A 13,609-nucleotide genomic window follows, 5' to 3' on the forward strand; every position below is an offset into this window, starting at 1 on the left:
CGCCGTTCACCCATCCAAGCCAACGTCAGTCGTGACGCGCAGGCAGGGTCAGCGTGAATGTCGTGCCTTCGGCTTCCGAGGACTCGACGTCCAGCGTGCCCCCGTGCGCCCGCGCGATCTCACAGGCGATGTAGAGGCCGAGCCCGAGGCCCTGGAGGTTCGCCCGGTCGTCGCCGCGCACGAAAGGCAGAAACAGCGAGGGCCGTACCTCCTCGGGAATAGGCGGGCCTTGGTTGGTCACGGAAAGGCGCAGCACGCCGTCACCGTCGCTGGCCTCCACACGGATGGGGGCTCCCGCGGCGCCATGCGTGACGGCGTTGCTCAGAAGGTTGGACAGGAGCTGCCCTAGTCGCTGGGGATCAGCCCGGATAGGCTGCGGCAGGTCGAGCGCAAGCGTGATTGGCTGCGCCGCGACCTGCTCGATTTCCCGCACAACCGCGCGGAACACCGTCCCCAGGTCCACAGGACCAGGCGCCAGCACCTCGATGCCTACCCCGAGGCGCCCGCGGGCGAAGTCCATGAGGTTGGTGACAATCTGGCCCGCGCGGGCGAGCGCCCGCTGCATCTCAGGGATGAGAAACGCCGTTTGGTCCGATGGAGAGCCCCGCGACAGCAGCGCCAGTCCGGCCGAGACGGCGGCAATGGGGTTGCGCAGGTCGTGGCCCACAACGGCGATGAACTCCTCCCGTAGCCGGCCCACATCGCGCTCCGTGGCGAGCGCGATGCGCCCTGCCTCCAGCTCGTCCTGGCGATCAAGCTCCAAGGCGAGGAGCTGGGCGAACAGGCCAAAGGTCGCCAGAGTCTCGTGTGGCAGGGGACGTGCCACGGGGTCAATGGCGCAGAGCGTACCCCAGAACTCGCCCCCCGAGCGGATGATCGGCACCGACAGGTAGCTCTTGAAGCCGTAGCGGCGCGGCGTGTGGTGGTTCCGGTAGACCTCGCTTGCGTCCACGTCGGGGATGGCGATGGTCTCGCGGCAGGCGCGCACCTCGTGGCAGATGGTCGACTCCACCTCCAGTTCGTCGCCAGGGGTGAGGCCGAAGTCCAGATGGTCGAGCGAGGCGCAGGTGATCCACCTCCCGTCCGTTACGCGGGCGATGGCAGTGAAGCCCATGCCGGTCATCCGACGGCAAAGGTCCAGGATGAGCGGCACCTCGCGGATCGCACCGATCTGTCGAACGTCTTGGTGGTGCGAGTCGTCGGGGTCGAGCATGTGGTCTGGTGCGAAGGAGTGCCGGGGCGTCATGTTCCCTTCGCGCAGCTATGCACAATGCGACCGGATCGCGCAAATGCTGCGTCTTGCGGGCCTGCTCTCGACTTCGCGGGACCGAGCATCTCGCGACTATCCTGGGGCAGGAGCGTCGCCCAAGACCCGAGCCGCATCAGACGGCTCCGGTCGTGCGCACCGAGATGCTGGGCTGTCGGAGGCGGCGCAGGGGTGCCCAGGGCGGCTGCGCCTTCATTAAGGCCTCAGCCAAGACTCCCGCACGGCAATGAAGCGGACCGTGACTGCGTAGCGGTCTTCACTCAGACGTTCGGCCGTTGTCCCAGTACAGGGCTGCGTTGGGGTGCGTCGGCCGGAGCGCCAAGGGTGCTCACATGACAAAGATGTCGCTAGCCTCCAAGGCCGGTTGCGCATCCAACACTGCAAAGGTCCGCGCGCCCGCCTGTCCCGTGCCGTCAGGGTCGTAGCGCAGCACGCCTGTGTCAGTCTCGTAAAGGATGCGATCGGAAGCGTCGTGCGCCCGGCCCGAGGCGTTGGCGTAGAAGGCGCGCCCGGCTAGCGGGCCGCTGTCAAGCGCCTTGAAATCGGCGTTGTCGAGGCGGATGCGGTCAGACGCGCCCCAGTCGGTGATGCGGTCGCGGTGAGTGGAGCCGGGCGCCTCGCGAAAGACAAAGCTGTCTCCGCCCGCGCCGCCGGTGAGCGTGTCTTGGCCAGTGCCGCCCAGCATTCGATCCGAGCCTGATCCGCCAATGAGGCGGTCGTTGCCCGCCTCGCCCCTGAGCGCGCCCTCGAGGCGCCCGCCCCGCCCGTCGTAGCGGTCCGCGCCCCCGCCCAGCAGAACGTCGCCGACGATCAGGCCCGAGTTGGCCACCGTCGTGACGCCAGCCGTGAGGTCGAGAACGGCGACCTCGGTTGTGCGGATCGTGCCCGAGTTGTTGAGCCGGAAGGTCGTAGCAAAGCCGGTCAGGTAGATGCCAAGCCCACCCTTGATGAGCCCGGAATTCATGAAGTTACTCGTTGAGGGGTCCTCATCAACAAGATCGTCCATCTGAAGCCGGACAACGGCGGAAGACGGATTGAGGCACTCGATGACTCCGTCGTTTTCGACGCCAAAGGCGTCGCCGATGAGGTCAAGGGCTAACCCTTCTAGACCCGTGATGCGACCTGTGTCTTCCACCTCAACGGTGCTGCGCACGACATCGCTGGCAATCATCCCACCCGATCCGACCAAAGTGCCATGCACGATGGCCCGCTGGCCTCCCCACGACTGTGCGCCAACGGCGAACCCCATGCTGGCGGCGATCGTCACGCTTGCGCTCACGAACAAGCTGTCCGTCGCGTCCAGAAGGTGGCCGTATTGACCCGGGAAGACAGAAGAGTTCGACAATGGGATGTCCCAAGCCATGTTCTCCGCTTTCTTGCTAAGGATGCTGCGTCGATGGCGCGTCGGGGACGCTGGGGCAGACTAGCAGGCCGGGCGCCGCAGTCACGCGCCATTACAGCAGGGTCTGGGTTCGCGATTTGCTGGTTTGCGCAAATGGTAGCCAGACCGTGCTCGTGCGAGAAGGGAAAGCCAACCTGTGCTCCCCAATGCGCTCAGGTCCGAGGCGGAAGCCGTGTTGGACGCCTTTGCCAGCCTGCCACCCGATCCGTATGGCGCCATCTTCGGCTTCTTCGACGGCCACGGCTGGAACATGGCCTTTGATCACCAGGCGCAGCGCCTGAACGGCATCTACGACTTCGCCGATTCCGGCTTGGCCCCGCTTCACCAGGAGTTCGTCTACTCCAGCTTCAACTCGACCGACCTGACGGCCCGGATCATCGCTGCCTACGAGGTCGAGTCCGGTCACCCCATCGATCGCCAGCGCGTCGACATCCTGACGGGCGCTCACCACTTGTGGGAACTGGCCGAAGAAGCCGACAGCTCAGCCCATATCGAGATAATGATTGAGAACGTCCGTCAATGGCAGGCGCATCGTCTGAGATCAAACTGACCTGACGCGCCTATTGCCAGAGCAGGACAATCGCAGACAAGACGTAGGCAGCCGGGAAAATCTTGGCACATCAGTCCCGAACCAGCTCGCGATCCGGCGCCAGTTCTGGAGGCGGGTGACAGTGTCCGCGATGCAGTGGCGCTGGCGATTAGGAACCGGATCACGGCAGACCCGCCACAGGTAGGGAAGACCTAAGGGGGGCTGCCTGTAGAGGCGGTCGACGTGCAGGCTCCAGAACTGCAAGCTGCACCCCACGACATCGGCGCCTAGAGCAGTTTGGGCCTGAACGATGCGAGGGAGGGATTGTGTCATGGTTCTCGGCCACCTGTTGGTCGGCCTGCTCGCTGCCTCTGTCGGGACTGCCCTCGACGTGCTGGTCACGGGCTTAAGCTGGGGCACGATCGGCTACTATGTCCTGAGCGGCAATCTGGGCCTACTGCTGAGCGCTGCGTTGTCCTACATGGTGGACGTCTTAGGCCCGGTGGACCGCTGAGGTGTCCGTGTCAATCAGGTACCGCGTTGAAGGCTCAACCGCGACATTGCCAGCGGGCCAGACCCATTTGGCGATCCGCGACCGAAGTCCACCGCCGCCATCTTTGTACCGTAGTTGGGTTGATCCCGTAGCGCCGGGCCAGAGCCCTTACGCTTTCTTCATTCCGTTGGTGCGCTCGAGGGATCACCGCCGTCCTATGGGCGCTGCCGGCAAAGAACCTGACGAGACAACCAGAATAACGTTGCGTCAGAAGACTCCACCGTGCATGGCCAGCGTGGTGAATGAGTAGGTGCGGCAGCACCGTTGTTTCCTGGTGGTGATGTTTCGTGACAATGCTTCTGCACAATTCGTTCAGTCAGGCCCATCTTGAGGATCTCAGGGCCCGCTTGACGGCTCAGCTCGCGTCTCGCAGCTGCGAGTTGCTTGACCGGGACGATGCTCGGATAGAGCGCCTGGTCGATGTGGTGCGCGCCATGGACGACGGCAGCCTCACCTCAGGGCAGGTGCTGGCGGTCTTTGCGGACAATCGTGTGCCAGGCTTCAGCTTCGGGCGCTGGCTCGTCGATATGGTCGACGAGGGTGTCTACCTTGACACGGTCTACGATGAAGCGGCCTGAGCGGGACGGCCGTTCCCGTCAGAGGCCCGGTCCGGCTTGAGCCAAACCAGGATGCGTGGGTGTTCAGCACATATTACTGGAGCCAACAGCCGGCCTGCTGCGACCTTATGGGAAGCAGAGGGCCGATCGGCACGGCTGATGTCGAACGGGTCCTGAGATGATTGCGCTTGAGAGCAGCAAGAGCGGACCAAGCTTGGCCAAGCGGCGGGGCGGGCCGGTGTGGAACATAAGCCGTGCCCATGCCTTTTTCTCAGGCTGTGGCGCACGGAAGGGCTCCGGCCGTCCGGTCGTTGGATCTGGCTGAACAAGGCTGCCGCGGCCCCATGAGGGGCGGCACGCTCACGGCCGGTCGTGATCGATAGGCCGAGGTGACTGGGGGCTGCCTTCACCGCTGAGCTAAAGGTTGTCACCCAACCCCCATGGAACGAGAGGCTTGCATGGCGAAGGAAGGTCAGACGGGACTGGAGCCCGGTGAGCCGTCAGGCAACCTTTTCCCCATTTCTGCTGCTGACGAGCGGCTGCTTGAGGTTCTCGACCGCTCGGTGGCCTTTGCCGCCCTGATGACGCCGGAGGGGGTCCTCACACAGATCAGCCAGCATGCCCTGGCCCTGACAGGCGTTCAGCGCGACGAGGTGGTGGGTCGACCCGTGTGGGACATGGTCTGGTGGGCCTACGACCCTGCCCTCCCGCGTCGCATCCGGGCTACCGTGGTGGATGCGGCCCAAGGTCGGGCCTCGCGCTTCGACGTCAAGGTGCAAGCCGCGGGCGGACGGAGGACCATCATCGACCTGCAGATCTCTCCTCGCCTGGTCGCCACAGGCGAGGTGGTGGAGATTGTGGCCTCGGCCGTGGATGTCTCGGAGCGCGTGCTCGCGCAACGCCGGCTTGAGCAGCTGCTGGGGGACATGGGACACCGCATGAAGAACTTTCTCACGCTGGTGCGGGCTCTGGCGCGTACAACCGAACGGACCGCCAGGTCGGAGGGGGCGTTTCGGGAGTTTTCCGGACGGCTCGACGCACTTACCATCGCCCACGATGCTCTCGACGATACGTCTACGGCCGAGGCGTACTTCGAACAGCTGGCGCACAGGCTTCTTCGCCCCTACACGGGCGCAGACAGCAAGCGTCTCGTCATCTCGGGGCCGCCGCTCCCGCTGAGGCAGAATGAAGGCCGCATGTTGGCGCTGTGCCTTTATGAGCTGGCTACCAATGCTGTGAAGCATGGCGCGTTGTCCACTCTCCAGGGGCGGGTGTCCGTCACCTTGACGGCTCCCCACGACGGAATGGGAGCCATGTTCCTGTGGGAGGAGCAAGGAGGACCCCTGGTCCGCCCTCCAACACGACAAGGGTTTGGGAGCGAATTCGTCGCCAGCGTGCTCGGTGGCATCTTCGATGCCGAGGTCCGGACCGAGTATGCTCCACAGGGGTTCCGCCTCAGCGTCTCGGGACCTGCACGCTTGCTCTTTTCCGACGGCCTTGCTTTGCAGTCTGCACAACCATAAGCATGGATCTGCCGAGGCTTCACACGGGGGCGTTGCTCAGGGCCGCTATGGACATCTTGATCTGCGAGGATGACGCTGTCATTGCCATGGACTTGGCTTGGACCCTGGAGACCTGGGTCACAGGGTTGTGGGAACGGTAACCAGTTCCGACCAGTGCCTGCTCCGGTGCTCGTCCTGCCGCCCGGATCTGGTCACGGTGGACCTGACGCTCACAGACGGCCGCACTGGCCTTGGTTTGGTCACCAGCCTTGCTGACCTCGGGATCTCCTCCATCATCGTGTCGGGCGAGGCGCGCCTGGTGCCGCGCCCTACCCGGGCTCACGCTGTCGTAGAAAAGCCCTTCACAGCACTCCACCTTGCCCGGGCAATCCTCGACGTAGAGGAAGCGCGATCCGCCCAAAGATGAGCAGGCTCGGCCTCTTGTCGGACCAAGCTCCTCCGGTCCACGAGCCCGACCGGCAGGATCTGGCGTTCCGGACGGACTTCTCAAGCTTCGAGATCAAGGGCGAGCTACAGCCCGCCTCTGCTCATGTCGGCACAGTCGCCCCGTTCAGCATGCGCCATGACAGCACACCGTAGAGATCCTTGCTCGTCAGACGCGAAGGGTCGAACTGGGTGGCCGCCACGATGTTACCAAGACACACTGTGCCGTCCGGTTCGGCACCGACAAGGGCCATAGACCAGTTGGCGAAGCCTCGACTTGAAACTGCGTCAAAGCCGAGCAGCATGACCGCGCCATGTCGCTCGTCCTGCCAAATGTGTTCCAAGGTGGCTGCCATCGCATCGCGGGGTCCTCTCGGCCCCAACCAAGGCCGAGAAGCGGCCCGTCAAGCTAATAGAAGTGTAGATCTCGGTGATCGGACGGTCAGGGTCTTTGGCCATCATGCGCTTGCTGTAGGCCTTGCGGCAGCGCATCTGGTTTTAGATAGAGAGGTGGACCTTGCTCCATGCCGGCGCCAGCTCGCCCCCATGCCAGCCCATCGACCGGTCGCCGGGACGGCCCAGTTGCGCGGGGGAACCGAAGCAACGCGCCCTGGTTCTTGCTGCGAAGCAGCACGAGACCTCGTTATGTCGCACGACTCCGTTCTGGATGCCTGGTGCAAGGGCTTTACCGCCGGCCGTACTGGCATCCCGCTCGGAGAGAACCCCTATCCGCAAGGGACCAAGCTGGCCGAGAGCTGGGACCGGGCCTGGCATAAAAGCCAGAGCACTGAACACTCTGCCCTATCCTAATGGCAAACTCCGACCCATCGGCAAAGCGCTCTCGAGCTTGGTCTAAGCCCGTCCTTCTAGACACTCCGCTTTTTGCTGCTGCGGATCTCGGAGCAGCGCCCCCTAGGAAGTCCATCGGGCTTGCGGGCTTGCTCAAAGGAGGCATGTAGGCGAGGCGCTAAGGCAGCACTGAGAGCGCTGAGGCTGCGGTGACAACGAAAGACACGCTCAGGTCCTCGTGGGCCAGAGCCACCGGACAGGCCTGCTCATCTACGATCTGCACATCCAGCACGGCCCCATCCGGCATGTTGGCCTTGTGCAACAAGAGTTCAACCATCAGGCAGGCCATCAGGCGTTAGGTCTTAGATCTTGTCGGCTATGAGGCCCTGACGCAGGTCCTCGGCCACAACAATTATCGCTCCCCACCTTGAGAACGCTCCGGCGGTTTATGGGGCAAGCCAAACAGAAGGCGGCCACGCGGGAGTAGTGGCGATAAAGCCAGCCAATCTCCTTGGAGAGAACCCTACTTCCCCGCCCTTTCGTCACCGTATCACCGTCCTGGCCCCCCTGAGAAGTGTGTCGAGGCGTCCACCAAGGCGAAGAGGCATCACGAGACCAGACGATGTTCAGCAAAGCTGAGCCGGTTCAACGAGTTCTTAAGCCTTGCCATGCAGAGTCCAATCCATCCCGTGGTTGCGCAAGCGACCACACTTACTCTGTCAGGTGTTTATAGATGACCAACCGTAAGTTCTCTGTCGCTGTCGCGGCTCTGCTCCTCGGAACCCACCTCGGGTCACCGACCATTGCCGCCATCAGCGAGCAAGACATCGGGCTCGTTGAGGCCTATGTTGCCAACGGACAGGCAGAGGAACTCCTGGCGTTCCTTGAGATGAATCCTGAGCTTCTGGCGCTGCAAGGTGCCCTGGGTGACGCGCTTCGCGCCTTCTCCGAAAACCCATCCGCACAGGCCCTGCAAGCTGTTGCGGCGCTTGCAGCCAGTGGACAGAGCTTGTCGGCGCTGGCCACCACGGGGCAGGTCGGCGCTTCCATCTACTGATCAGATCGGCAGGACCGACCGGGCTCGGTCCATGCCAACTCTCAGGTCCAGAATGGATCTGGTTACCTATTCCACGCCGCGACCGTGCCACATCGATCCTTCCAGGAGTCGGCCCACCACTCATAAAGCTTGGTCGGCGAGCGAGAACTGGATCTATGCCTTCCAGTAGGCTGAGTTGGTTTCCTCAGTCGTGCGCCTGAGCTCCTGACGTCCCTGTAGGTCGACCCCGCCAATCGAATGGCCCGGACAGCCGACAGGGTTAGCGGGCTTATATGATGATCTCCAAGTTCCAGAACGCAGCAACCTGCCGCTCGCAGGCTGCGCGTGCCTCGTCGGTCTCGCCGGTAATGCGCTCACACCGAAACCCGAAGCGTTCGAGCCCGCAGTAGTCCAGATAGTTTAGGACTACGATGTCTGCCTGCTTCTCGAGGGCAAACGTGCCAAGCTGCACTGCGAGATCAGCCACGTCCTCCCGCGGTTCGGTGATCCGGACGCCGATCACAACCGTGTCGTTTTCGTGGAAGTCCGGCGTGAACGGGTTCTTGTCGACGCTCTCCGGGAAGAGGTCCCGGCCCGCTTTTCGCGTGCGCGCGTCGTAGACCCGTAGAAGGTCATCGATGTCCTCCGCCACCTGCATGGTGACCCGGCCCAGGATGCTCTGCCAAGGTGTCGTGCTCATTGGGTCAGCTCCAGGATAAGGTGGGCGGCCTCGGCATTGCCAGGTTCGGGAAGGGTCAGCTCCGACAAGGCCGCGCGGATCTCGGCGCTTCGACCACCGTCGAGAAACGCTGAAATCTTGTGGCGGAGTGACAGCATCTCGTCGGGCGCGACGATGTCGGCGCAGCCTCGGTTCACCGCCGCCATGGCACGGGCCTGCTGGTCGTCCATGAACTGCGCCATCTGAGCCATGAAAATGGTAGGCACGCGGTTGTAGATGACTTCATGGAAGGAGTTGTAGCCCACGGCACTGATGTAGAGGTCGGCCGCCGCAACCAGCGCCGAGGCATGGTGGGTCTTGACCACCCGGGTGTTGGGCCAGGCATAAGCGCCAGCCTCGACGGTGGCAGTGGGCCAGACAACTAGCAGATGGAGCGTGTCGCGCCGGCTGGCCATCATTGCGCAGATTGCAGCAGTTTGTGCGCTTCGGTCCGCCGCGACCCCGCCACCCAGCATGGTCACCGCGAGGTGCCTGAACTCGCGGCCATAACGGGACGCCAACTCGCCGCGAAGCTTTTCACGCCTCTTCGTTGTCATCTTTTGGCGCTGGACGATAGGGCCGACTGTCCGGATATGGCTCCCCTGGGAGTAGCCTTCGTTGAGCTCTTCGAACGCTTCGGATGGCACGATAACGCGGCTGAAGGCTTTTTCGCGATCGAGGGCAATAGAGTTGTCCTGCCCCTTCTGCCAGAGCCCCCGCCGGACCCAGATCCCATTCAGGTTGTTTTCGAGTATCGAGCGGTAGATCGAGTCGAACACATAGCCGCCATCGAAGACGAGGGTCTTGGACCCGCGCGTGAGGCCCCGCAGGCGGAGGTAGTTGACGAGGTCGTTCTCGTGCTCGGCCCTGTGCAGGCCCGAGCGGCTCACCAGCGGCATGACGTCGAAGCCGTAGGACTTCAGCATCTTCATGCAGGACGGAAAGGCCGCGAAGGCGGGGGTCAGGACCTTGGGATCGATCTCGCTGGCGATCAGGGAGGTCCGCTGCGCATGGCCGAGCCCCACGCCGTTCGTGGGCACGAACACGAGGGGATGCGTCTCGCGCGCCGGCGCGGACGTGACAGGCTCCGCGCCGCCCTGGAACTCGCTCGCGAGCACCTTGCTCCGGCCGCTCCGGCGGGGGGTGCCGCCGGTGGCCACTGGGGCGGCCAGGGCCTCGGCGGGGGCCTGCAGGCGCCGCACCGCGAGAAGCGTCTCGCCACCGTCAAGGGAGGCTGCGAACTTGGATCCGGCGATCTCCCGGCCGATCATTCCAGCCGCGCTCAAGATGCCGCCGAACAGGTAAGTACCTGTCGCCAGCAGGTCCGCCGGCCCTTGGAGAAGCGTATTGGCGTATTTGACATGCCCCTTCTCGCGCGAGCAGTCAGCCACAGCGACACCGGAAACGACCAGGTTCGCGAGGAGAGCTTGGCTCCGGTAGGAACTCGATGGGGCGGAGAAGACGAGCGCTACGTCCGCCATAGGCGCGAGGGTCACGGGGAGGATTTCACCGTAGTGGAACAGGGTAACGGCCTGGCCGAATACCTTCTGGAGGTCCTGCTTCGTTTCTCCCTCGGTCAAGACAATCAGTCGGACGAGGGGTGACGCCGCGAGGGCGAACAGCGCCTCGCGCTGCGTGTCGGATTTGAGATCGGGACTGATCAGCAACAGCACCGGGCGGCTATCCTGGCGACGACCCCGGCCGGATTTCACGCCGAAGACTGGCAGGTGATGACTGCCGACCCCGAGACCGGCAGGCACGTCCAAGACCTCCGGGTTCTCACCGAGCGCATAGCTGAGCTTCATCTTGGCACCGATTACCGACTGGAAGCTCGGGAAGCGGCCGAGGACCAGCGTCCTGAGGTTTGCGGGCGCGCCAAGCCGCCGGAGCCGGGTTAGACTCCTGTCGGTCAACTCGTGGCCTTTCACGAGCAAAAGCGCGTCGCCCGACCCAGGCTGGTCCAGGCGCACACGGGCTACGGCGTCGAAGATGGCGTTGCGCGACAGTTCGGATGGTACGGAGTGGGGACCGATCCCAACCTCAATCCCAGCAGCCTCAAGCTGGGAGACGAAGACCGCTAGGTCGTCGAATGAGCCCTCAGGGCCTCTGGCGTTCTCACAGTAAAGCATCAGCGTTATTCCTGAGGTCCTGAAGGCCAGCCATCACAGTGGCGGCGAAGCGGTCCGAGCCAAAGCCTTGAACGAGTGTCTGGGCGTGCGTGATAAAGCGGGCATAGGACGGCGGGTCGGCCAAGAAGCCCGCGATGATGCCGTCCACGTCAGACCCGTCCGAGGCTACGACAGCATTTCCAAAGGTCGCGGCCGTTCTGGGATCGGTGATGACGACCTTTCCCGCGCAGATCGCCTCGGCGATCACCCGGCCGAAGCTTTCGCGCCACTGCGGATGGGTGAAGTACACGAAGAAGTCGATGCCTTCGAGAAATTGGCCGACCGGCATGGAGCCGAAAGGATGGACCTCCCAGTGCTCGGGCAGCGTCTCGGGATCGAGCAGAAAGCTGTCCCCTCCCAGGATGCGGCAGCAGTCCGCCGCCTCGGGGAAGTGCCTCCGCATCACGTCGAGCGAGGGGAACTTCTCGAAGCCTGGGCGTGAGAGCCGGCCACGCCGGTCGGCCGGGGTGGTTGTTGGAGCGATCATCTCGAAATCGCAAATGTTGAACCAGTCGAAGGGCGCTTGCACCCAGTCGGACCCGGTGCGCCGCAGCCACTCCTCGACACCCTGGCGGTTGTTGCCCGACACCGGTAACAGGCGGCGGCTGCGGCAGATCGAACGGTCCGCGATGAGCCGGAGGCAATGGGCCACGTCGAACCCCTCGGTTCCGTCGGGGCGCAGGACGTTCTCGTGGGTCACGACGATGAGCCGATCGCAATGGATGCGCGACCGCAGCCTGTCATCGAACTTGAGGCAGGACGGGTTGTGCAGCACGACCACGTCCGAGCGCACGATCGGCGCGTTCCAGACCGGCTCCAGCCCGGTCTCGTCCAAGGCGCGCCTCAGGGTGGGATTGATCTCGCGCCCTTTGAACATCTTGGTCTCGATGCAATGGACCGTGAGATCGGCACGGGCGTGCATGGCCTTGATCTCGTAGGCCACGGCCGAAGAGGTTCCGCCGGGAAAGCGCGGATCGACGAGGATCGCGATCCGGAGTCGCTCCGGTGCCGTCAGAATTCTATCCTTGGTATCGGTAGTTCTATTAGCTGTCGCAAACATCGCTTTTGCCGACCTCGATATCCGACATTGTTACCTGAGCTTAATCTTGGCGGCTCGGTAGCACTTCATGATGGCCATCCGAGCGGCGTCCTCCTGCCCAGATCAGCCGTATAAAGGCAGTTCAGCAAACCGACAGAAGGTGCGCCAACACAGCGTCTTGGCGTCACATTGAGGCTGCGCAGTCGACAGCTTGACGAATTTGCATCTAAGTCCTCCGATTTCGCCAGAGGATCGTTAACCTGTACTGGTGAACAAGATACTAACGATCTGCTTAAGTCAGGAGCTACTATCGCAGCCCGAAGACGACAGTGGCTGCCTGTGCGATGGCTGAAAGGAACGGGTCGCCACAGCGGACGGTGCGTATGACAAAGCGCGCGAGTTCTTCAGCTTGGCATAGACCCTTTCGATGCAACAGCGCTTCTTGGTGAGCTTCCGGTTGTGAGTTGCAGCGCGCTGCCGTCCATCGCGAGGCGGATTGCAGACCCGGGCACCTCGGTCCTTCAGTTTCGACTCCTATTCAGTCGGTGAGCTGAAGTCCCCTACAATCTTGGCAGGGCTCAGAGCTTGGAGATGGTCGGACATCTAACCCTGTCGTTAACCTTAAATTCTCGATTCATTTGAACGAGTGCGCTGGAATAGCTAACAAATCGTTAAAGGGCACCAGGAGTGGCGGGTGTGAAGTCGCTTCACTGGCCGCTCTAGCGACCTGCCGATCAGCGGCTTTTGCGAGGCAGGAAGGCCGCGTTGTTCAACCGATCCGGAGTCTCGATGACCAGCCTGCGACGTCGTGCCTTCCCGCTGCTCTTCACTCTGATTCTGGGCGCTGCAGCGCCACTGGCCGCCTCCGATCTGGGCCTGGAGGCTAGGCCGGTCCTGATCATCCAAGGAGATCAAGGGGGCCCCATCGGAGAGCGGACGATGGAGGTCGACCACATCAACCGCGATCATAGGGAGGCCGAGATCCGGGGGCAGGTCTGCTTCTCGTCCTGCACAATTTACTTAGGTATCAGGGATCTCTGCGTCGGGGCTAACACGGTGTTCGGCTTTCACGGGCCCTGGAGTGAGCATGGGCCTATCGACCCCGTATGGTTTGAATACTGGTCGGAGGTCATGTCCCGCTACTACTCGCCGGGCTTGGCGGCCTGGTTCATGCAAAAGGCGCGTCATGTCGGCCCCGACGAGGTGATGCGAGTCACTGGCCGGAACCTGGGACGACTTGGCTACACTATCTGCGACGCCTAACGATTGGAGGATTGGCTTCAAACCTAACACTACTTTAGCAGCTCATGTCGAGGCGCTGGTTTGGAGCAAAGTGATCATCGCCGTCCGTTGACAGATCACTAGCGGGCCCGTTGAGCTTTCGGGTTTGTCCGGGCCAAGCCGCTGAGCCGAGAACAGCAAAGCGGATGGCATCTGCTTTCTCTGATGGAAAACCGACGATGACCGCAAGCGGGCTAAGCGCGATAGTTTCAAAGGCACTTCAGCAGGCTCAGGAAGGTCCCGCTTAGCACGGTAACGGAGCGCCACTGCGAAGGCTGCTTCTTGCGTCCTTCCCCTTTCATGGTCGGAACACCCTAAGGGCTG

12 protein-coding genes and 2 pseudogenes are annotated in these 13,609 nt (G+C 63.0%); 6 read left to right on the top strand and 8 right to left on the bottom strand.

What is annotated here, in order from left to right; genetic code table 11:
* Positions 1 to 25: 25 nt before the first annotated feature.
* Both FHG66_RS10960 and FHG66_RS10965 read right to left on the bottom strand, forming a co-directional pair.
* Entirely contained in the window at positions 26 to 1,246 is a 1,221-nt protein-coding gene (locus tag FHG66_RS10960; protein WP_218013825.1) for a GAF domain-containing sensor histidine kinase, read from the bottom strand.
* Positions 1,247 to 1,595: 349 nt separating this feature from the next.
* Entirely contained in the window at positions 1,596 to 2,630 is a 1,035-nt protein-coding gene (locus FHG66_RS10965) for a calcium-binding protein (RefSeq protein WP_139076789.1), read from the bottom strand.
* A gap of 169 nt (positions 2,631 to 2,799) precedes the next feature.
* Here FHG66_RS10965 and FHG66_RS10970 point away from each other — a divergent pair.
* Together FHG66_RS10970 and FHG66_RS10975 are read left to right on the top strand one after the other, a co-directional pair.
* Positions 2,800 to 3,219 (top strand): annotated as a pseudogene (locus FHG66_RS10970) (phosphotransferase); the annotation flags it as partial.
* Positions 3,220 to 3,529: 310 nt separating this feature from the next.
* Positions 3,530 to 3,712 (top strand): hypothetical protein, encoded by a 183-nt coding sequence (locus FHG66_RS10975; RefSeq protein WP_139076791.1) that lies wholly within the window; start codon positions 3,530 to 3,532, stop codon positions 3,710 to 3,712.
* A 61-nt stretch (positions 3,713 to 3,773) separates the two neighbouring features.
* Here FHG66_RS10975 and FHG66_RS10980 read toward each other — a convergent pair.
* Positions 3,774 to 3,962: pseudogene (locus tag FHG66_RS10980) on the bottom strand (helix-turn-helix domain-containing protein); the annotation flags it as partial.
* A 76-nt stretch (positions 3,963 to 4,038) separates the two neighbouring features.
* Between FHG66_RS10980 and FHG66_RS10985 the strand changes: the two are divergent.
* Positions 4,039 to 4,329 carry a hypothetical protein gene (locus FHG66_RS10985; RefSeq protein WP_139076792.1) on the top strand — a complete coding sequence of 97 codons (291 nt, stop codon included), beginning with the start codon at positions 4,039 to 4,041 and terminating at the stop codon, positions 4,327 to 4,329.
* 437 nt (positions 4,330 to 4,766) lie between these two features.
* Positions 4,767 to 5,831: an HWE histidine kinase domain-containing protein gene (locus FHG66_RS10990; RefSeq protein WP_176556207.1), complete on the top strand. Its 1,065-nt coding sequence runs from the start codon at positions 4,767 to 4,769 to the stop codon at positions 5,829 to 5,831.
* A 527-nt stretch (positions 5,832 to 6,358) separates the two neighbouring features.
* Here FHG66_RS10990 and FHG66_RS10995 read toward each other — a convergent pair.
* Complete coding sequence (locus FHG66_RS10995; RefSeq protein WP_139076794.1) at positions 6,359 to 6,637, bottom strand: BLUF domain-containing protein; 279 nt, start codon at positions 6,635 to 6,637, stop codon at positions 6,359 to 6,361.
* A gap of 584 nt (positions 6,638 to 7,221) precedes the next feature.
* Positions 7,222 to 7,380 carry a hypothetical protein gene (locus tag FHG66_RS21555; RefSeq protein ID WP_176556209.1) on the bottom strand — a complete coding sequence of 53 codons (159 nt, stop codon included), beginning with the start codon at positions 7,378 to 7,380 and terminating at the stop codon, positions 7,222 to 7,224.
* Between the two features lie 396 nt (positions 7,381 to 7,776).
* Between FHG66_RS21555 and FHG66_RS11000 the strand changes: the two genes are divergently transcribed.
* Positions 7,777 to 8,100, top strand: coding sequence for a hypothetical protein (locus tag FHG66_RS11000; RefSeq protein ID WP_139076795.1), 324 nt, complete (start codon positions 7,777 to 7,779; stop codon positions 8,098 to 8,100).
* 268 nt (positions 8,101 to 8,368) lie between these two features.
* Here the strand turns inward: FHG66_RS11000 and FHG66_RS11005 are convergent, their stop codons facing one another.
* From FHG66_RS11005 to FHG66_RS11015, 3 genes are read right to left on the bottom strand one after another with little or no spacing between them, the layout of a single operon-like run.
* A complete protein-coding gene (locus FHG66_RS11005) occupies positions 8,369 to 8,779 on the bottom strand; it encodes a hypothetical protein (RefSeq protein WP_139076796.1) in 411 nt (136 codons plus the stop codon).
* Entirely contained in the window at positions 8,776 to 10,926 is a 2,151-nt protein-coding gene (locus FHG66_RS11010) for a hypothetical protein (protein ID WP_139076797.1), read from the bottom strand. The genes FHG66_RS11005 and FHG66_RS11010 overlap by 4 nt, the downstream gene beginning before the upstream one ends.
* Positions 10,913 to 12,025 (bottom strand): glycosyltransferase family protein, encoded by a 1,113-nt coding sequence (locus FHG66_RS11015; RefSeq protein WP_139076798.1) that lies wholly within the window; start codon positions 12,023 to 12,025, stop codon positions 10,913 to 10,915. The genes FHG66_RS11010 and FHG66_RS11015 overlap by 14 nt, the downstream gene beginning before the upstream one ends.
* A 768-nt stretch (positions 12,026 to 12,793) precedes the next feature.
* On the opposite strand from FHG66_RS11015, the gene FHG66_RS11020 reads away from it, so the two are divergent.
* Positions 12,794 to 13,267 (top strand): hypothetical protein, encoded by a 474-nt coding sequence (locus FHG66_RS11020; protein ID WP_139076799.1) that lies wholly within the window; start codon positions 12,794 to 12,796, stop codon positions 13,265 to 13,267.
* Positions 13,268 to 13,609: the final 342 nt, after the last annotated feature.

Origin of the sequence: Rubellimicrobium rubrum (genome assembly GCF_006152115.1) — a bacterium.
GTDB classification, from domain to species: Bacteria; Pseudomonadota; Alphaproteobacteria; order Rhodobacterales; family Rhodobacteraceae; genus Rubellimicrobium; species Rubellimicrobium rubrum.

Coding starts and splice junctions, on each gene's coding strand:
- FHG66_RS11005 (WP_139076796.1), bottom strand. CDS start 8,779: ATGAGCACGACACCTTGGCAGAGCATCCTGGGCCGGGTCACCATGCAG.
- FHG66_RS11000 (WP_139076795.1), top strand. CDS start 7,777: ATGACCAACCGTAAGTTCTCTGTCGCTGTCGCGGCTCTGCTCCTCGGA.
- FHG66_RS10975 (WP_139076791.1), top strand. CDS start 3,530: ATGGTTCTCGGCCACCTGTTGGTCGGCCTGCTCGCTGCCTCTGTCGGG.
- FHG66_RS11015 (WP_139076798.1), bottom strand. CDS start 12,025: ATGTTTGCGACAGCTAATAGAACTACCGATACCAAGGATAGAATTCTG.
- FHG66_RS11010 (WP_139076797.1), bottom strand. CDS start 10,926: ATGCTTTACTGTGAGAACGCCAGAGGCCCTGAGGGCTCATTCGACGAC.
- FHG66_RS11020 (WP_139076799.1), top strand. CDS start 12,794: ATGACCAGCCTGCGACGTCGTGCCTTCCCGCTGCTCTTCACTCTGATT.
- FHG66_RS10990 (WP_176556207.1), top strand. CDS start 4,767: ATGGCGAAGGAAGGTCAGACGGGACTGGAGCCCGGTGAGCCGTCAGGC.
- FHG66_RS10960 (WP_218013825.1), bottom strand. CDS start 1,246: ATGACGCCCCGGCACTCCTTCGCACCAGACCACATGCTCGACCCCGAC.
- FHG66_RS10965 (WP_139076789.1), bottom strand. CDS start 2,630: ATGGCTTGGGACATCCCATTGTCGAACTCTTCTGTCTTCCCGGGTCAA.
- FHG66_RS21555 (WP_176556209.1), bottom strand. CDS start 7,380: ATGGTTGAACTCTTGTTGCACAAGGCCAACATGCCGGATGGGGCCGTG.